Annotated in this window: 16 protein-coding genes; 10 read left to right on the forward strand and 6 right to left on the reverse strand. The window is 68.8% G+C overall.

All coding sequences use genetic code 11. The annotated features are described in order from the left end of the window. Nucleotides 1–236: 236 nt before the first annotated feature. From LXT12_RS26220 to LXT12_RS26230, 3 genes are all read right to left on the reverse strand, one after another. A complete protein-coding gene (locus LXT12_RS26220) occupies nt 237–815 on the reverse strand; it encodes a hypothetical protein (RefSeq protein ID WP_233395417.1) in 579 nt (192 codons plus the stop codon). A gap of 280 nt (nt 816–1,095) precedes the next feature. Beyond that, nucleotides 1,096–2,559 carry an HlyD family type I secretion periplasmic adaptor subunit gene (locus LXT12_RS26225; RefSeq protein WP_233395419.1) on the reverse strand — a complete coding sequence of 488 codons (1,464 nt, stop codon included), beginning with the start codon at nt 2,557–2,559 and terminating at the stop codon, nt 1,096–1,098. Beyond that, a complete protein-coding gene (locus LXT12_RS26230) occupies nt 2,556–4,673 on the reverse strand; it encodes a type I secretion system permease/ATPase (RefSeq protein ID WP_233395445.1) in 2,118 nt (705 codons plus the stop codon). The genes LXT12_RS26225 and LXT12_RS26230 overlap by 4 nt, the downstream gene beginning before the upstream one ends. 782 nt (nt 4,674–5,455) lie before the next feature. On the opposite strand from LXT12_RS26230, the gene LXT12_RS26235 reads away from it, so the two are divergent. Then, nucleotides 5,456–5,782 carry a hypothetical protein gene (locus tag LXT12_RS26235; protein WP_233395421.1) on the forward strand — a complete coding sequence of 109 codons (327 nt, stop codon included), beginning with the start codon at nt 5,456–5,458 and terminating at the stop codon, nt 5,780–5,782. Between the two features lie 12 nt (nt 5,783–5,794). Here LXT12_RS26235 and ku read toward each other — a convergent pair whose 3' ends face one another. Next, nucleotides 5,795–6,697 (reverse strand): non-homologous end joining protein Ku, encoded by a 903-nt coding sequence (gene ku, locus LXT12_RS26240; protein WP_233395422.1) that lies wholly within the window; start codon nt 6,695–6,697, stop codon nt 5,795–5,797. 3 nt (nt 6,698–6,700) lie between these two features. After that, nucleotides 6,701–7,048, reverse strand: coding sequence for a PRC-barrel domain-containing protein (locus tag LXT12_RS26245; RefSeq protein ID WP_233395424.1), 348 nt, complete (start codon nt 7,046–7,048; stop codon nt 6,701–6,703). Between the two features lie 153 nt (nt 7,049–7,201). Between LXT12_RS26245 and LXT12_RS26250 the strand changes: the two genes are divergently transcribed. From LXT12_RS26250 to LXT12_RS26265, 4 genes are all read left to right on the forward strand, one after another. After that, nucleotides 7,202–7,966 carry a SapC family protein gene (locus tag LXT12_RS26250; protein WP_233395426.1) on the forward strand — a complete coding sequence of 255 codons (765 nt, stop codon included), beginning with the start codon at nt 7,202–7,204 and terminating at the stop codon, nt 7,964–7,966. Nucleotides 7,967–8,141: 175 nt separating this feature from the next. Further along, complete coding sequence (locus LXT12_RS26255) at nt 8,142–9,731, forward strand: methyl-accepting chemotaxis protein (RefSeq protein ID WP_233395428.1); 1,590 nt, start codon at nt 8,142–8,144, stop codon at nt 9,729–9,731. A gap of 119 nt (nt 9,732–9,850) precedes the next feature. Then, the gene (locus LXT12_RS26260; protein WP_233395447.1) at nt 9,851–11,494 is read left to right on the forward strand and encodes a hypothetical protein; all 1,644 of its coding nucleotides are present in this window, start codon (nt 9,851–9,853) and stop codon (nt 11,492–11,494) included. Beyond that, nucleotides 11,491–12,252, forward strand: coding sequence for a DUF6683 family protein (locus tag LXT12_RS26265; protein WP_233395430.1), 762 nt, complete (start codon nt 11,491–11,493; stop codon nt 12,250–12,252). Before LXT12_RS26260 ends, LXT12_RS26265 begins: the two co-directional genes overlap by 4 nt. A gap of 79 nt (nt 12,253–12,331) precedes the next feature. On the opposite strand, the gene LXT12_RS26270 is transcribed toward LXT12_RS26265, so the two are convergent. Then, nucleotides 12,332–13,213 carry a LysR family transcriptional regulator gene (locus tag LXT12_RS26270; RefSeq protein WP_233395432.1) on the reverse strand — a complete coding sequence of 294 codons (882 nt, stop codon included), beginning with the start codon at nt 13,211–13,213 and terminating at the stop codon, nt 12,332–12,334. Between the two features lie 131 nt (nt 13,214–13,344). Between LXT12_RS26270 and LXT12_RS26275 the strand changes: the two genes are divergently transcribed. The 5 genes from LXT12_RS26275 (at nt 13,345) to LXT12_RS26295 (ending at nt 18,105) form a co-directional block, all read left to right on the forward strand. Beyond that, the gene (locus tag LXT12_RS26275; RefSeq protein WP_233395435.1) at nt 13,345–14,292 is read left to right on the forward strand and encodes a DMT family transporter; all 948 of its coding nucleotides are present in this window, start codon (nt 13,345–13,347) and stop codon (nt 14,290–14,292) included. Between the two features lie 78 nt (nt 14,293–14,370). Beyond that, nucleotides 14,371–15,219: an alpha/beta hydrolase family protein gene (locus tag LXT12_RS26280; protein WP_233395439.1), complete on the forward strand. Its 849-nt coding sequence runs from the start codon at nt 14,371–14,373 to the stop codon at nt 15,217–15,219. Nucleotides 15,220–15,365: 146 nt separating this feature from the next. Continuing rightward, nucleotides 15,366–15,890: a hypothetical protein gene (locus LXT12_RS26285; RefSeq protein ID WP_233395440.1), complete on the forward strand. Its 525-nt coding sequence runs from the start codon at nt 15,366–15,368 to the stop codon at nt 15,888–15,890. A gap of 270 nt (nt 15,891–16,160) precedes the next feature. Beyond that, nucleotides 16,161–16,940 carry a ThuA domain-containing protein gene (locus LXT12_RS26290; RefSeq protein WP_233395442.1) on the forward strand — a complete coding sequence of 260 codons (780 nt, stop codon included), beginning with the start codon at nt 16,161–16,163 and terminating at the stop codon, nt 16,938–16,940. Between the two features lie 559 nt (nt 16,941–17,499). Beyond that, nucleotides 17,500–18,105 (forward strand): plasmid pRiA4b ORF-3 family protein, encoded by a 606-nt coding sequence (locus tag LXT12_RS26295; RefSeq protein ID WP_233395443.1) that lies wholly within the window; start codon nt 17,500–17,502, stop codon nt 18,103–18,105. The last annotated feature ends 435 nt before the right edge of the window (nt 18,106–18,540 follow it).

The following is an 18,540-nucleotide window of genomic DNA, read 5'->3' on the forward strand; positions in this document are numbered from 1 at the left end:
GTTCTCGGCGCCAATGCTGCTCAATCGCGTCAGCCGCTGCCGAGCCCGTCATGAACGCGAACTGCTCGCCGGACTTGCCCCGTCAACGCGTTGCGCCGAAATGGATTTTGCAGGTCTGACTAATTATTTTATCCTTCAGGGTCTGCAATGGCGATACGCCGGGCCCAGCAGGACCGTCCCCGGGGTCGTCCGTATCAGGGATAGCAAGCGATTCAATAGGTGGTGTGGTATTCATGCTATTTGACGATTGGCGCCGGGAAATCTAATGGAGTCCAGGATGCATTTAATGTGATCGAATCGAGTTTCGAGTCGCATTTTTCGCTTTGAAAAGTCATTCCAAACTGTGAATCCCGCAGCGCGCCTTTCTGCCAAAGCGAACATTGGCACCTATCTTCAGTCACAATTTTCCATTCGGGCAGCGCCCGTGATAACTCCGTGATCGATATACCGGGGATTTCTTTAAATCTAATTTCCACTCGCGCATATTCCAATGCTTTGCCTCCCGGGTACTCAAATGGAGGAAGTACCTTGATGACATAACTTCCGACCGTGCTATCAGCGTTGCAAGCCACGGAATCGGCGGCCTTCGAAGCAGCAATGCAGTTCAATAACCGATCGGCGGCGAAGGCTTCCAGCAGCTCATTGTTCGCGAGAACTTTCGGCTGCTTGAGTGCCCCACTGATTGAGGCAGCCACTTGAGACGAAAGGGCAGCCATATGCTGCGCCCGTTCACTTATATGGCCGTCATCTGCGCTCCCGACACGCAGAACAAGCACACTTAGTATGAGAAGCAGGCGCTTAGGAGTCACGTTCATGCATTTCCCCATGTTTGTGAGGCATGGAATTCCTCCACCGGCTCGCTAGACCGAGGAGAAATGGCGGTTTCCGGCATTAGATCGCGCATTAATGGTGCTATTGAAATAGTCAGGATGGGTGGATTTGCGCTTCCCGCTGCGTCGGTGCCACAGGCTTGGACTTGGCGAAGCCGGTGTCATCCGATGCTGGTTGCGTCCCTGCCAAGCGCTCGGTCGAGACCTTGGGGACTCGCGAAAGGTGACCCCGAGAAGCTCGGAAAAATACAGCACGCATATTCGTTCAACGCTCCTTCATGCTTTCGTCGAGGTGCTGCTGTACCGGGCTGAGCAGGTAGTCGATGACGCGGCGCCTGCCAGTCTTGATTTCCGCCGTGACGTTCATGCCCGGCGCCAGCTTGATGCGTTTGCCGTCGACGTTGATGGCCGACTGGTTGAGCACGATCTGGGCCGGGAAGATGGCGCCGCGCTTCTCGTCCTGCACCGCGTCGGCAGCGATGCTTTGCACCTGGCCCTGCACCGTGCCGTAGCGGGTGTAGGGGAAGGTCTCGAGCTTGATCGTCACGTCCTGCCCGCCGCGCACGAAGCCGACATCCTTGTTCTCCAGCACCACCTCGGCAGTGACTTCGGCGTCGTCGGGCACGAGCACCAGCAAGACTTGCGCTTCCTTGACGACACCACCGGCGGTGTGCACGGCCAGTTGCTGCACGGTGCCAGCCACCGGCGCGGTCAGCCGCGTCAGTTCATTGCGCTTGTTGGCCTTGGCGCCTTCTTCGGCGAGTTGGCGGGTCTTCAGGCCGGCCTGGGTCTCTCGTTCCTTGAGCGTTCGCTGCGTCTCGGCCCGGTAGGCGAAGAGGCCCTGCTCGGTCTCGGCCAGGGCTGCCTTCGCCTCCTGGAGCCGCGCCTGGGCCGTGGCGAGGTCCCGCTCCAGTTCGATGCGCTCTCGTGTGCGGTCCTGGCCGGCGTGGTTGGCCACGAAGCCCTGGGCGGTGAGCGCCTGGAAGTCCTTCTCGCGCTGCTGAGCCAGCGGCAATGTCATCTGCAGCTTGGCCACCTGCTGTTCGGCGGTGGCGATCTCGGCCTTGCGACGCGCACCCTCGGCTGCAAATTTGGCGAGCTTGGCGCTGATGTCGGCCCACTCGCTCTGCAATTGGGTTTGCAAGCTGTCGCGGTCGGCGGCTTCCAGGCCTTTGAGCTCTGCGGCATTGACGTTAGGCGGGTGGCCCTGCACGAGCGCCGCCAGCAGCGCTTGCGTTCGCAGGGCCTCCGACGTGGCTGAGCTGCGCTCCTCGCCGACGCGGGCGCTATCGGCTGCCGTGAGGGTGCTGTCCAGCTCGATCAACAGGTCGCCGGCCTTGACCTTGTCGCCATCCTTCACATGGATGGCCTTGACCACGCTGATCTCCAGTGGCTGGATGGTCTTGCTGCGCTGGCTGACGATGACGTGGCCTTGGGCGACAGCGACGATGTCGATCTGCCCGAAGCAGGCCCACAGCAGCGCGACGGTGAAGAGTGCGCAAATGGCAATGATGGCCCGGCGGGGTGCCGGATGGGGCGGCGTCTCCTGCAGTGCAAGGGCCGCGGGCAGGAAGGCCTGCTCGTCGAGCATGCGGCGCGGACCGGCGAGTTCGTCGCGCCGGTCCCAAGCCGCCTTGAAGATGGCCCGGTAGCGGGCCAGCAGCTCGATGACCGGGTGGCGCGGCGTTGGGATAGCTTCCTGCTGAAGCGATGCGGTCGACGTGTTCATGCCACCACCTCCGCGCCGGCTTGCATGCGCCACAGGTGGGCATAGAGGCCCTTGGGCTTTGTGAGGAGCTGGTCGTGGTTGCCCGTTTCGACGATGCGGCCCTTGTCCATCGCGATGATGCGGTGGGCATGGCGCACGGCACTCAGTCGGTGGGCGATGATGAAGACGGTGCGTCCCTGGCAGATGGCGCGCATGTTCTTCTGGATGATGGCCTCGCTCTCGTAGTCCAGCGCGCTGGTGGCCTCGTCGAAGATCAGGATGCGTGGCTGGCTGAAGAGAGCCCGAGCAATGGCGATGCGCTGGCGCTGGCCGCCGGAGAGGCTGCTGCCCTGCTCGCCGACGACCGTGTCGTAGCCCTGGGGCAGCTCGGTGATGAACTCGTGGGCGCCCGCCAGCTTTGCGGCATGGATGACGGCGTCCAAGGGCGCGGCCGGATCGGCGATGGCGATGTTCTCGCGCACGCTGCGGTTGAAGAGCATGTTTTCCTGCAGCACCACGCCGACCTGGCGGCGCAACTGGGTGGCGTCGATGAGGGCGATGTCGTGGCCGTCCACCTGGATGCGGCCGCTCTCGGGCACGTAAAGGCGTTGGATGAGCTTGGTGAGCGTGCTCTTGCCGGAGCCACTGCGGCCGACGATGCCGATGATCTCGCCAGGCTTCACGTCCAGGCTGACGCCGTGCAGCACCGGCGGTGCGTCGGGGCGGTAGCGGAAGGTCAGGTTGTCCAGCGTCACCCGTCCCTGCAGGCGCGGCAGCGGGCTGACGCTTTGCGGCGGCAGCTCAGTGCGGGTGTTGAGGATGTCGCCCAGTCGCTCCATCGACAGGCCCGTCTGCTGGAAGTCGGTCCACATCTGCGCGATGCGCATGATGGGCTGGGCCACACGGCCGGCAAACATGTTGAACGCGACGAACATGCCCACGCTGAGCTGGCCGTCCATGACCAGGTGGGCGCCGTACCAGAGCGTGGCGGCGTTGACGATCTTGCCGATGAGGTTGATGCCTTCGTTACCATACTGGGCGAGCGTCTGAGTGCGAAGCGACGCGCTGACGTAAGCCGCCAGTTGCTCGTCCCAGCGTCGGGCCATCTGAGGCTCCAGGGCACTGGCCTTGACGGTCTGAATGCCGGTGACGGTTTCCACCAGCAGCGACTGGTTCTCGGCACCGCGGGCGAACTTCTCGTTCAGCCGGGCTCTCAAGACTGGGACGATGGTCAGACTGAGCAGCACGTACAGCGGCAGCGACGCGAGCACGATCAGCGTGAGGGGCACGCTGTAGGCACACATTACCGCGATGAAGACCAGGGAGAACACCACATCCAACCCGAGGGTGAGTGCATTGCCCGTGAGGAAGGAGCGGATGTTCTCCAACTCGCGCACGCGAGCCACGGAGTCGCCCACGCGGCGTGCCTGGAAGTAGGACAGCGGCAGGTGCAGCAGGTGCCTGAACAGCCGGACCCCCAGTTCTACGTCGATGCGGCTGGTGGTGTGGCTGAACACGTAAGAGCGCAAGACCGTCAGGACGCTCTCGAACAGCGTGACGATCAAGAGGCCCGTAACGATCACGTCCAGTGTCGTGACGCCCTGGTGCACCAGTACCTTGTCCATCACCACCTGGAAAAACAGCGGTGAGACCAGGGCGAATAGCTGCAGGAAAAGTGAGACGAGCAGCACCTCAACCAGCAGCCTGCGATGCTTGACGACGCTGGGAATGAACCAAGAGAAGTCGAACTTGGCCAAAGCGCCAACCAAGGAGGCGCGGCTAGTCGCAAGCATGAGTTCGCCGGTCCATTCCGCCGCGAAGACCTCCAACGGTTCGATGGTGGGGCGGGCTATGGGTTGGCCCGCGGCGTCCACGGCACCCGGATCCATAAAGAGGACCCGCTGACCATCGCGCTGCGCCAAAACAACAACGCGACCGTCATTCAAATGAGCGAGCGCAGGTAGAGGAGTCAGCAGGAGCCGCTCAATGCTGCTGCGGGTCGATTTTGCTCTTAGGCCCAGATGCCTGGCGGCCAGCAGCAGGTCTTGCTGAGAGACTGAGTCATGCGCGCCGAGGCCCAACTCGTGGCGAAGTGCATGGGGCTCCGCAGCAATATGGTGCAGCCGCGCGAGCAGACAAACGGCAACTTAAGGCGGCTGAACGAACTCATTGGACGCCTGCGAGGTCGCCACCTTGGGCTCCCGCACTGGCTCACCGCAATCCGCCGTCTTGTCCTCACCGGACAAAGCGCCAAGCTCTATCAAACCGACTCCCCAAGCTGGAGCCGATCCTCATGTCATGAAACGCATGGATTAAATATCGCTCCGCCAGACGACTCTACACAGGACAGTGGACGGACCGACATCAGGTGTTCGCCGTCCCGCCCCTGAGCGACATGACAACGCTGATGTCTTCACGACGGCGCCACACGGCGAGTGCTGTACGAAGCGAGTCCCATACGTGCGGCCAGGAACGAATGACGGTTCTGCCGGACCTACAGGCAGACGGCAAAGCTGATGACCAAGCTGTCTAAGCTGTACGCCGCAGATGCGGCACACGAGACGGTCTGCGAGGCCCTGAAGCCGACGCTCACCGCCATCGGCGTTCCGGCGGATGAGGCGTCTGCAGAGCGGGGTGCAATGCAGCACTGGTCCGTCGGAAGGACGGCAAAACGCCAAGTATCGAGGCTGGCCATTGGTCCTCTCGGGACAGCAGCATCGGGTGGCTCAGTTCAGCCGTCTGCCTGGGCAGCGTGTCATCCGTGCCGTCAGCGCGCGAGCCGCGGACCTCTTCGTTGGGCCCCGCCCGTGACCGATCCCACGCCGCGACCCGCCGCGTGGCGCCGGCCTCCACGTCCGCCCCGGAAGCGGTGCTTTTCGTCGCGCGTCCGGCAGCCGGCAGGCCTAACTTCGGGGGCATGCCGTACCGCCACCGCCGTCCCCAGCCCCTGCCCAGCTTCGGCCCGCGCCGCGTCCGCTGTCCGCAGGGCTCGGTGCGCCTGGTGATCGATGAGCTCTTCGCCAGCGAGCACCGGCCCGTCCGGGCCGAGCTCCAGCTGCTGGAGCGCTTTTCCGCCCTGATGGCCGCGCAGGGCTGGCCGGCCCACGTGTCGCGCCTGGCCTATGACCGCATCTATGCCGGCGAGCGCTTCGGCTTTGCCAAGCGCGTCGGCCATGGCGCCCTGCCGGCCCTGGCCCGCCAGCTGCTCGAGCACTGGCAGGCCAGCCGCCAGGCGCAGGGCTGAGAAGGCCCCTCCTCAGGCGGCCTTGCGGCGGGGCTTGGCGGCGCTCTTGCGGGCCGGCTTGGCCGCGGTGCTGCGCGCCGCCTTCCCGGCGCCTCTGCCGCCCAGGCTCTGGCGCAGCAGTTCGGTCAGGTCCACGACGTTGGCGCGGCCCAGGTCGGGCGCTTCCTCCAGCGGCTCGACGGTGGCCTTGTCACCCGCCTTGGCCTTGCGGGCGACGAGCTCGCGGATGGCGCTGGTGAAGTCGTCCTTGAACTGGGCGGGTCGCCAGGGGCCCGTCATCTGCTCGACGAGCTGCCGGGCCATCTTCAGCTCGGCCGGCTTGAGCCCGTTGGCCGACGCGCCGGCCTTGGGGAGGTCCAGGGCCTCGGGCGAGCGGATCTCGTCGGCCCAGCGCAGCGTGCCCAGCATCAGCGCCGGGCCGGCCGGGATGAGGGCGGCCAGGTGCTCCTTGTTGTGCAGCACGAAGCGGGCGATACCGATGACGGCGCTGGCCTCCAGCGCCTCGCGCAGCAGCGCGTAGACGCGCTCGGCACGGCCATCGGGCGCGAGGTAGTAGGGCTTCTCGATGTAGACGAAGGAGACGTCCTCGGCCTTGACGAAGCCTTCGATCTGGATGGTCTGCGTGCGCTTGGGGTAGGCGGCCTTGATCTCGTCGTCGGACAGCACGACGTACTCGTCGCCCTCCAGCTTCACGCCCTTGACGATGTTCTCGCGGGCGATCTCCTTGCCGGTGCGCTTGTTGACGCGCTTGTAGCCCACGGGGTCGAGGCTGCGCTTGTCGAGCCAGTCGAAGTCGACCTCCTCCTCGCGCGTGGCCGAATGCAGCGACACCGGCACGTGCACGAGGCCGAAGGAGATGGCCCCCTTCCAGATGGCGCGCGAACCCGCCACCTTGCCGTGGTCCGCCGCCGCCATGGCTCAGATGGCCCAGGGGGCGCCGTAGTAGTCGTAGACGCCGCGGCCGTAGGCCTCGGAGTAGTCGCGCGGGGCGTCCGCCGCGTGGCGCGGCCCACCCCTGACCTGGTCCATGTCGAGGTTGACGACGTAGCCATCCTTCTCGGTGTCGTAGGTCAGCATGCTCCAGGGCAGCGGGAAGCGGTCGGTGCCCAGGCCGAGGAAGCCGCCGAACTCCAGCTCGGCATAGCGCACGTGGCCGTTGCGCTTGTCGATGACGAGGTCGTCGATGGTGCCCAGCTTCTCGCCGGTGAGGTTGTAGACGCGGGTGCCTTCCACGCGGGAGGCGGCGATGGTGGGATGCAGGCTCATGGGGGTCTCCTCGAGTCGCCAGGCAGCACTATCGGGCGGCTCCTGCGCCGCCGGGGTCGGCGCCCCGCCCATGCAGGCGTAGGCCGGCGCCGATGCACCGCCCGCCGGGCTTGCGCACAATGGCAGCCGCCCTGGCCGCCACCCCGCCGACCCATGAAGACCCTACTGATCTACGACGACCCCGTGCCCCTGAACCGCGACCAGCACCGCCAGCTGCGCCTGGCGCCGGCGCCCGGGTTGTTCGGCTTCGCCCGCGGGACCAACTCGGTGCTGATCGCCGGGGCCGAGCTGCCGCTGGCGGCGCTGGACTTCCCCTGCGTCTTCATCACCACGGACGGCGGGCACAGCCTGGCCGCCCTCGTCGGCCTGCGCGACCATGAAAACCTCTTCGTGCAGGCCGATGGCAGCTGGGCGCGCGGCGCCTACCTGCCGGCCTTCTTCCGGCGTTATCCCTTCGTGCTGTCCGAGGCCGGCGGCGACCCGACGCTCACGGTGTGCATCGACCGCGGCTGCGCGGGCCTCAACACCGAGAAGGGCGAGGCCCTCTTCGACGCCGAAGGGCGCGAGACGCCGTGGCTGGAGGAGATCAAGCGCTTCCTCGTCGGGTTCCGGCAGGAGATGCGGGTCAGCCGCGACTTCGCCAACCACCTCGCTGCCCTCGGCCTGCTTCAGGACGGCGCCATCGAGTACAGCCGCGACGGCCAGAGCGCCGCGCTGCGCGGCTTCAAGACCGTCAGCGAGGCCCGGTTGCGGGCGCTGGACGGCGCCACGCTGAGCGACCTCGCTACCCGCGGCTGGCTGGGCTGGATCTACGCCCACCTGCTGTCCATCAACCAGGTGCAGCGCCTGGCCCTGCGCCTGGACGAGCGCCGCGCCCTGGACGAAGCGGAGCGCGAGGCAGCGCCGGCGATGCATTGAGGTGGCGACTACCGCCACACCTTGTGGCACGGAAGCCAGGCCGCACCTGATTGATCGCCGTCAAACCGTGAGCAAGTTTGCAGAAATTCGCAGCGACATGCCTTTGGTTTGACGCCGCCCCCTGGTGGACCCGGGCGGCCGGACCGACATTGGTTTCTCCGAACCGGAGACGATCATGCGCGACAACGGCCCCGTCACCCGCGTGGAACATGAGATCAGCGCCGACACGCCGCTGGTGTCCACGACCGACCTCAAAAGCCGCATCACCTATTGCAACCCCGCCTTCATCGCGGCGAGCGGCTTCGACCGCAGCGAGCTGATCGGGCAGCCCCACAACCTGATCCGGCACCCCGACATGCCGGCCGAGGCCTTTCGCGACATGTGGGACACGCTCAAGGCCGGGGAGCCCTGGACGGCGCTGGTGAAGAACCGCCGCAAGAACGGCGACTTCTACTGGGTGCGGGCCAACGTCACGCCGGTGCGCGATGCGACGGGCATCTGCGGCTACATGTCGGTGCGCACCAAGCCCAGCCGCGAGGAGGTGCGCGCGGCCGAGGCGCTGTACGCCGAGATGCGCGAGGAATACCGCGCGGCAGGCGGTGGCAAGAGCGCCCGGCTGGCGACGCGGCTGCACAAGGGCCAGGTGCTGCGCGCAGGCTTGTCGGGCCTGGCGACCCGCCTCGTCCGGCAGGCGTCGCTGTGGCAGGAGGGCGCCGCCCTGCTGGCCACGACCGCGGTGGCGGCCGGCCTCGCCGTGGCGGCCACCGCCAGCATCGGAGCCGGCCCGGCCGTGGCGGGCGCGGCCGTGCTGACCACCCTGCCCGTGCTGGCCTGGATGCGCCGGCGCGCCCACCGCAACCTCGTCACGGCGGCCCTGGCCGCCGAGCGCCTGGCCTCGGGCGACCTCACCCAGGTGCTGCACTCCGGACGCAGCGACGCCTACGGCCGGCTGATGCGCGCCCTGGCCCAGCTCAACGTCAACCTGCAGGCCGTCGTGGGCGACGTGCGCCGCGAGGTGGACGGCGTGCACCTCGCCTGCGCCGAGATCGCCGCCGGCGGGCGCGACCTCGGCGAGCGCACCGAGCTGCAGGCCGGCAACCTGGAGCAGGCCGCCGCGGCGCTGGAGCAGGTGGCGGCTTCCGTGCGCAGCACGGCCGACGGCGCCTTCAAGGCCCGCGACCTGGCGGGCGACACGGTCAAGGCCGCACGCAACACCGGCGGCACCAGCCAGCAGGCCAGCCAGCGCATGGACGCCGTGCGCGAGGCGACCATGCGCATCAACGAGATCGTCACCGTCATCGACGCCATCTCCTTCCAGACCAACATCCTGGCGCTGAACGCCGCCGTCGAGGCCGCGCGCGCGGGTGATGCCGGCCGGGGCTTCGCCGTCGTCGCCGCCGAGGTGCGCACCCTGGCCGGGCGCACCCGCGAAGCGGCCCAGGAGATCCGCAAGCTCGCCGAGGACTCGCGCGCCCGCGTCGAGGAGGGCGTGCGCATCGTGGCCGAGACCAGCCACTCGGCCACGGAGGCCGAAGTGGCCGTCGTGAAGGTCAACGACCTGATCAGCCGCATCAGCAGCGCCATGCAGGAGCAAAGCACCGGCCTCGGCGAGGTCAACGGCAGCGTGGCCAGCATCGACGGCATCACCCAGCAGAACTCCGCGCTGGTGGAGGAGTTGTCGGCCTCGGCCATGTCGCTGACCCAGCGCGCCGAAGTGGTGGCGCAGGCGGTGCGGGTGTTCCGGCTGCAAGAGGCGAAGCACTAGGCGAGCGCCGCCGCCCGCGGCGGCGGTGAGGATTACCCAAGCACCAAGCATGGGATTGTTGGCCGCAGGGCCGCTGCCGAACATCGCGCGCTTTCGGCTCCGACCCCGACGCGACTTCCATGCTGACCCTCACGACGACCCGGCGCCTGGCCCGGGGCCTGGCCTTGTGCAGCAGCCTAGCCTGCGCCGCGGGCTCGCCCGCCGGCCTGGCGACGGACCCCGCCGCCGTGAAGCAGCTGGTCGACGCCGTCAGCCTGGACGTGATGTCCGAAGCCTCGGTGGACGCCTGCGCCGACGCGGGCGCAGCCCCGCAGGCGCAGATGCGCGACGCCTGGGTGGCCTGGCGCGAGCGCCACCAGCTCGCCCCGCTGCGCACCGTGGTGGCCGACCTGATGCGCCGCCAGGGCAGCAGCGCCCCCTCGTGGACGACGCTGACCGAGCCCATGCGCCAGCGCGTGCTGGCCGACCCCGCGCCCGACGCCGCCTGCGCCGCCCTGGCGCGCGACTGGCAGGGCCCTGGCATGGACGTGACGGCCCTCTACCCCCAGGCCCGCGCCGTGGCGGCGGCGCTGGTGCAGGCCGGCATCGCTTCGCAGCCCTCGACGCCACCGACGGCGGCGGGCCGACCCACGGGCCAGGTCTTGCTGCCCAGCCAGATCCCGGCGCTGGCGGCCCGGCACGGCGGCGGCTGGAGCGTGATCTCCGACGAGGCAGCCCTGCGCCAGCTCGGCCCCGTCTACGTCAAGGGCCGCGTCACCCGCAATGCCGACCATCCGGGCCACTTCTACCTGGTGCAGGAGCAGGGCGACCGGCAGGCGTCGCAGGAGGTCTACCTGCACTTCGACGCCGAGGCCTGGATGGGCCGCGAGGTGGTGCTGCGCGGCCTGGCCACCTCCCTGCGGGACGGCTCGCTGACGCTGTCCAGCGCCGCCCTCGTGAGGGACCCCTCGGGCCTGGCCCCCTCGCCGCTGCCGCAGGCGCCCCTGGCGCGCAAGGCCGTGCTGCTGCAGCGCGTGAGCCGGGCGCCGGGCCAGGGCCTGTCGGAGAAGGAACTGGCCGCCATCGTCATCCACGGCGAGGCCAACTACAACTACGGCACCCACTGGGAGGAGGACGTGCGCTTCCTGCTGCGCGACGGCACGCTGTACCGGCGCACCGAGATGCCGCCCGACCAGCTCGACGTCGCCGCCTCGCGCCGACTGGAGCCCCAGCACTGGGGCCGCTGGCGCGCCGCCGGCAAGGGCTACGAGATGCAGGGCCAGGACGACGACGGCCGCCCGGGCCCGTGGAAGGCCGAACCCCACCACGCCGTGCGCCCCTGGCCGGCCGACACGCGGCTGGAGGGCAGCTACAGCCGCGGCAGCTTCAGCGGCAGCCTCATCACCGGCGGCACCTCGTCCAACCGAAGCATCCGCTTCACGCGTGACGGCCGGTTCGAGCGCAGCTACCGCTCGCTGTCGTCCACCGGCAGCCTCCAGGCCATCCAGGGCACGGTGATTTCGGGCTCGGGCTATGGCGACGGCAAGGGCAGCAGCAGCACGGGCGGCGGCACCGTCGGCACGGGGCTGGGCACGGTCACGGCGGTGAGCGGCACCCGGCACCGCGACGACGGTGCCAGCCGGCGTGGCCGCTACCGGCTCGGCGGCTTCGTGCTGGCCCTGGACTACGACGACGGCCACAAGGAGCGCCTGCTGAGCTTTCCCGTCTACGACGACCAGAACACCGTCTACGTCGGCGACGGCAGCCTGACGCTGGACAAATGACTTCCCCCAGCCTGGAGATCGCCTTGCCCCCCTTGCTTCCCTTCCCGACCCTGGTGCGCCGCCTGGTGGCCGCCGCCTTCGCCGCCGCGAGCCTGGCCTGCACCCCGTCGATGGCCCAGGTCGCGCCGTCGCTGAGCCTGGCCGAGCAGATGCGCGCCATGATCGGCAAGCCGCCCGCCGCCGCGGCCCCCGCCACCACGGCCGCCACGACCCCGGCTCCGGCGGTCTCACTCCCCGTGCCGGGACCGACCGCCGTCCCGCTGCTGGCCGACGGACCGGCCCAGGTGCGGCAGTCCGCCGCCGAGCTGGCCCAGCGCTTCCCGCCCGCCCACCGGGCCGCGATGGCCAAGGCCTTCGAGGAGTCGTTCGCCGGCTGGCGCCAGCTCGAGGCCCAGCTCGGCCTGGCGACCAACGACGTGGCCGCCGCGGTGGCGGCCTTCATCGCCGGCAACTACGCCGCCTTCATGCAGCAGCAGGTGGCCGACGAGGACTTCAAGGCCCTGGTGCGGCAGATGCAGGGCGCCCTCGGCCGCAACGCCGCCTTCGCCCAGGCCGGCGCCGCCGCCAAGCGGGCGATGTACGAGCAGCTCGCCATGGTGGGCACCTTCATGGCCGTCTACCGCGAGCACCTGGCCCGCCAGCCCAACCCGGCCGAGGAGGTCAACTTCCGCAACGCGGCCAAGGCCAACCTCGAAGCGGGCCTGGGCCTGGCGGTGGAGCGCATCCAGATCGGCCCGCAGGGGCTCGTCGTGCGCTGAGGACAGCGGCTAGGGCCTGTTAACGCTATGGCAATGGGTCGCGAAGGCCCGCCGCCAGGGGCCATAGCGTTAACAGGCCCTAGACCCAGGTCTCGGCCACCGCGTCGCGCACCGCCGCCACGGCCGGCGCGGCCAGGGCCGCCGGGCTGCTGATCCAGCAGAACCAGGTCGGCGCCGACCAGCCCGGCCAGACGCGCGCCTGGCCGGCCGCTTCGAGCAGCGCGGCCTGGTCGCGCCGCATCATGCCCGCGCCCATGCCGGCCGCCACCATGCTGCGCACGGCCACCTCGGTGTCGGCCTGCAGGCCCGCCTCCAGCACGGTGCCGGCCTGGGCGAAGAGTCGTTCCTGGTGCACGCGCAGGCCGCAGTCCGGCGGCGTGGTGACCCAGGGCAGAGCGGCGAGCGCGGCCAGATCGGGCGGCAGGCCGCCGCCCACCAGCAGCCGCTGCGGCACGACGGGCACGATCTCGGCGGCCTGCAAACGGCGCAACTCCAGGCCTTCGATGTCGGCATGCTCGTGAAGCACGCAGGCGCAGTCCAGGTCGCCCTTGCGCACGGCGGCGATGGCGCGCAGCGAGACGAGCTGCTGAAGCTGCAGCTGCACGCCCGGATGGTGCTCCGCCAGGTGCACGAAGACCTCGCCCAGGCGCAGCGCCACCGCGTCGCTGACCGTGCCCATGCGCACCTGGCCGCGCGCCTCGCCGCGGATCTGCGCCGCCGCGGCCTGCATGGCCTGGGCGGCCGAGAGGGTGCGGCGCGCCTCGGCCAGCAGCCGCTCGCCGGCCTGGGTCAGCGTCATGCCACGCGCGCTGCGCTCGAACAGGCGCACGCCGAACTCGTCCTCCAGCGCCTTGAGCTGGGCGCTGACGGCCGGCGGGCTCGTGAACACGCGCTCCGCCGCGCGCGTCAGGTTGCCCTCGGTGGCGACGGCGACGAAGGTCTTGAGCTGGTAGATCTCCATGGCCGGCATTCTGCGCAGGCCCGGCCGACGGCGGGTGTGGATTTTCCGAACGGGGCGGTCCGTGGAAACGAATGGACCGGTGGCGACCCGGCGCCGACAGTGAAGGCATCGCATCCGCCAGGAGCCCCTTCATGACCGCCAACACCCGGCCCGGCGCCATCACCGCCCTGCTCTTCGCCACCACCGCCTGGGGCAGCCTCTTCCTCATCGGCAAGCCCGTCGTCGCCCAGCTCGACCCGGCGTGGTTCACCCTGCTGCGCTACCTCCTGGCCACGGCGCTGCTCGCCGGCCTCGTGCACCTGGCCGGCGACCGGCCCTGGGCCAAGCTGCGCCGCCACGCCCTGCGCCACAGCCTCGTCGGGCTGGCGGGTTATGGCCTCTTCAGCATCCTCGTCTTCCACGGCCTGAAGCTGTCCCAGCCCTCGCACGGCTCGGTCATCATGGCCACCATGCCCTTCACGACGCTGGGCCTGCGCTGGGCCCTGGACGGCCAGCGCCCGCCGCTGCGCGCCGTCGCTGGCGCCGCACTCGCACTGACCGGCGTGGCCACGGTGGCCCACCTCTTCAGCCAGGCCGGCGAGGTGAACGGCCGCATGCTGCTCGGCGACGCCCTCACCCTGGCCGGCACGCTGGGCTGGGTGCTCTACACCCGCAACGCCGCCCGGCTGCCCGACCACAGCCCGCTCGAGTACACCGCGCTGACGGCCATCGCCTTCCTGCCCTGGCTGGCCCTGGGCACCGTCGGCGCCACGCTGGCCGGCCTGGTCGAGCCGCCCTCGCCGGCGCTGGTGCTGAGCCTGGTGCCCAAGCTGGCCTACATCGCCCTGGTGCCCACGGTCGCCGCGGCCCTGGCCTTCAACGCCGGCGTGCGCCGCCTGGGCGCGCCCATGGGCACGCTGTTCCTGAACATGGTGCCGGTGTCGGTCATCGCCGTGCGGGCGCTGCTGGGCGAGGCGCCGCACGCCAACGAGATCGCCGGCGCCGCCCTCGTCGGCCTGGGGCTCGCGCTGACGGTATGGACGCCCAGGCCCCTGCCGGCCCGCACCACGGCTCTCGGCCAGGCGCCCTGCACGCGCTGAAGCCGGGCGCTCACCACGCCGTCATATCGGCAGCCTAGGCTGGCGGGCCTTGCCGCTACCGCGCCCCCGACCTTGCCGATGCCCTCGCTTGCCGACCTGCCGCCCTCGGCCTGGGCCCTGATCGCGGGCACGGCCCTGCTGGCCTCCATCGTCGGCCTGCAGGGCAAGCTGCTGTTCGGCCGCACCTGGCGCGTCCGCCGTACCGACCCCGGCCCCGCCGCCGACAGGCGCCGCGCCGAAGCCGTCTGGCTAGAGCGCCCGGACGGTGTGCGCCTGCAGGGCTGGTTGACAGTGCCTTCGGGCGGCATGCCGCCGCGCCGCCTGCTGCTGTGGTTCGGCGGCCGCAACGAGCATGTGGCCTGGACGCCCGACCTCGCCGGCTGGCTGCCCGACGACTGCGCCCTGCTCGCCTTCAACTACCGCAGCCTGGGCGACAGCGGCGGCTGGCCGTCCGAGGCAGCCTGTGTGGCCGACGCCGAGGCCATGGCCGCCTGGGGCCTGGCGCGGCTCGACCTGCCGCCCCAGGCCCTGCACCTGGCGGGGCGCAGCCTCGGCACCGGATTGGCGCTGCAGCTCGCCGCGCGCCTGGCCGCCGCGGGCGCCCCACCCGCGACCGTCAGCCTCATCACGCCCTTCAAGAGCCTGCGCGCGGTACTGGCCCGCAGCCCCGTGCTGGCCCCGCTGACGCCGCTGCTGCGTTCGCCGCTGGACTCAATGGCCGCGGCTCGCGCACTGAGCTGCCGCGTTCTGATGTTGCTGGCCGAGCGCGACCGGCAGGTGCCGCATGCGCATTCCCGCCAGCTCGCCGAGGCCCTGCAGGCGGCGGGTTGCGCCGTGACCGTGCAACGCCTGCCGGGCACCGACCACCGCAGCCTGGCCCGCACGCCGGCGGCGATGCGCCGCCTCGGCGAATGGCTGGCGCACTAGTCGATCCCGCGCCGCCAAGCTCTCCAGCGCTGGAGCACGCACCCGGCCGTCACGTCCGATCCAGACCCGCGCGACATGCTCCAATGCTTCGATGCCGCGCTGAGAGGATGGCCTGGAGGCGCTGGGTCGATCTGCCCGGAGCCCACATGACGAACCGGACCCCGCCGATGCAGGACGCCGTCCTGATCGAGGCGATGAACAGGGCCACGAGCCTGGAGTTGTACCAACTGGCTGCGCTGCTGGATCGACTGATGACCGACCCGCGACGCATCGTGGCCATCCGCCGGGACCTCCACCTGGGACAGGTCGTGCGCTTCTACGACTCGCGACGCGACACGATGCGCAGCGGCCGCATCACGGAAATGCGCGACACCCATCTCACCGTGCACGGCACCGAGGTCAATGCGGCCTGGAAGCTGCCCTATGCGGCCATCGAACCACCGCAACGCGGTGCGGCGCCCGAACCGGTCGCGCCGCCACCCCCTGCCCCCGCGCGTCCCACCCGCGCGGACTTCAAACGCGGCGACAAGGTTGCCTTCACGGATCGGCATCTCCAGACCCACGTGGGTGTCATTACCCGCTGCAACCCCAAGACCGCCAGCGTCGATACCGGTGGCGAGTCCTGGAGCGTGCCCTACGGCGGGTTGCGTCATGTCCTCGACATCGACTGAGCGTCGGCCACCGTCCATCCGCAGGGTCGTCGGCCGGACTCGGCCAGGGCGATCGACGCCAAGCCCTCTGCCGGGCGGCCAACGACCGATGACCGCAAGATTTCGAGGGACACGCTGCCGGTGCGTCCTGGCGCCCACCTTCGGCGGCGCCCATCCGTCGGGGTGCCGGCCATGCAAGACCCCGCGCGGGCCATGACTCACAGTGGATCAACGACCTGACGCCTGCCTCTGGCGAGGCGGCGGACTGACGATGGAAGAATCGACCGCACCATGAAGAAAGCCGTCCAAGCCCTCGCCGCAGCCACGGCCGTCGCTTCCGCGCACCTATCCGCGCATGCCGGCGACGGCCAGTTCCAGCTGCTGGTACTGGCCATGCCCACCAAATACCACTACGAATACATCCCCGTCGCACGGGAGAGCTTCGAGAAACTGGCAAAGCTGCATGCCTTCGAGCTGACCTGGACGGCCCAACCCGGCGCCTTCGAGGGCGACCTGAGCCGCTATGCCGCCGTCGTGCTGCTCAACAGCTCGGAAGAGGAATTCAATGAGGCCCAGCGGGCGGGCCTGGAGCGCTACATGAAGGCCGGTGGCAACGCCGTCGTCGTACACCGCGCCATCATCAGCAAGCCCGGCCTGTGGCCCTGGTACGAAAAACTTGTCGGCCGCAGCTTCGTCATCCATCCCATGCTGCAGACCGCCGTCGTCACCAAGACCGACGTCGACCACCCCGCCACCTTCGGCCTTCCCGAGCGCTGGATCTGGTCGGACGAGTGGTACGAGTTCAGCAACCCGCACGGCGTGAGCGTTCACCCCGTGCTGGCGGTTGACGAGCGCAGCTACGACCCGACCAAGATCTGGCCCGGCCAGGTTGCCAAGGGCATGGGCGCCGACCACCCGGTGAGCTGGTGGCATATGTTCGAGAAGGGCCGGGTGTTCGTCACGGCATTGGGGCACAACGCGGCGATGTACCGCGACGAGCGGTATCTGGACCACCTGTGGGGCGGGGTGTGGTGGGCCGCCAAGGGCTACGGTGCCTCGTCAAAGCCCTGACCAAGCACCTCTCGGCCAACCGCGTGCGCAATCCAATTGCTCGCCGGAGCGATGGATAGCAACGACCAGCCTCAGTTGCTCGGCTTGCGGCCGAGCAACTGAGCACGGCATGGGCTTAGTCGCTGCCGTCGCGTCCCACGTCGCTCACCGTCGCGACGGATGGTTCACGCGCTTACGTCGGCTTGGTCAATGGCCAGATCGCGCAAGTCGACCTTGCGACGCAAGCGATTGCGTCGAGATTCGACATCTCAGAGGGGAAAGGCGCCACGTACTTCCCGCTGTCCCTGGCGATCCGGCCGGAAGCCGTCGACACAGCAGCGATTTCCACCGGTTCAGGACGTTCACTCCTCGTAGCTCCCTCGGCTTCAGAGGGGCGCAAAGTAACGTCCTGCCGGGCCAGCCCGGCGCCACGTGCGGCGACCTCAGCTCGTCATCGCTGCGGCGCCAGGGTGAGGGAATTTGGGGTGGCTAACCGCATCGACGAGTTCCTCCCGCATCGCTGGTCACCGAGGGCCGACTGAACAACGGCGGGGTCTGCGACCGCTGATACGCTGTGCCGATGGCCACACGTAAGACCGCGATCCGCAAGAAGCCCGCGCCCGCCTACGCCTATCGACTTCTGGTGAAACTTGAGGGTAGCGAGCCATCCGTTTGGAGGCTGATCAGCGTGCCCGGCCACATGACGCTGGCTGATCTTGACCGCGTCATCCAGGCAGCAATGGGCTGGACCAACAGTCACCTGCACCAGTTCGGCATCAATGGCACTCTCTACGGCATCCCGGACGACGAATGGCCCGACGACAGGCCCGTACTGCCCGACGGCGGATACAGCCTGGACGAAGTGCTGGGCACATCGACTGAAGGCTTTGTGTACCAGTACGACTTCGGCGACAGCTGGAATCATGACGTGACCGTGCAGGGCGTCGAAGTCGCCGACGAAAAGCGCAACAGTTGGCCTATGTGCCTAGCCGGCGCCAACGCTTGCCCGCCGGAGGATGTCGGTGGACTCGGTGGCTATGAGGACTTCCTGCGAGCCATGGGGGACCTGTCCCACCCGGAGCACGACGCAATGCGCCGATGGTGCGGCGGACCGTTCGATCCGACAAGCTTCGACATCAACGCCGCCAATCGCGCCATCCGCGACTGGTTGCTGAACTTGCGCTGAGCCGAAAGAAACCTGCCGAACGGGCGCGTCAAGATGTGATGCCCGTACGTTTACAGACCGGCAGCGTCGACGTCGACGGTGGGCACCTGTGCCTCGGTTCATCAGCCGGTTCTCCACGCCACGCGGACTTAGGGTGGCACCGTCGCCCTGGAGCCTTCCAGGTAGCTGCCCGTAGCTTGTGGCCGCGACACGCAAACACCGACGCCGCCTTTCTCTGGTCATGCCGAGAATCCGAAATGGACAACGTTATCAAATTTTCGCTTTAACGTCGTGTGGACGACTTCCAAGGCGGTTTATTGCGCCTTTCACTAAATAGTCGGCCCTGCAAAACGCCCGCAACCCGCATGAGCACTGGTGATGCGGGGTGAATGCCGATGGTCAGAACTCCCAGAATCAAATTCAATGGCAATTGATTTCTGGGAGTTCTGGAGGGCT

The sequence above is a fragment of the Pelomonas caseinilytica genome (genome assembly GCF_021353235.1).
GTDB classification, from domain to species: domain Bacteria; phylum Pseudomonadota; class Gammaproteobacteria; order Burkholderiales; family Burkholderiaceae_C; genus Pelomonas; species Pelomonas caseinilytica.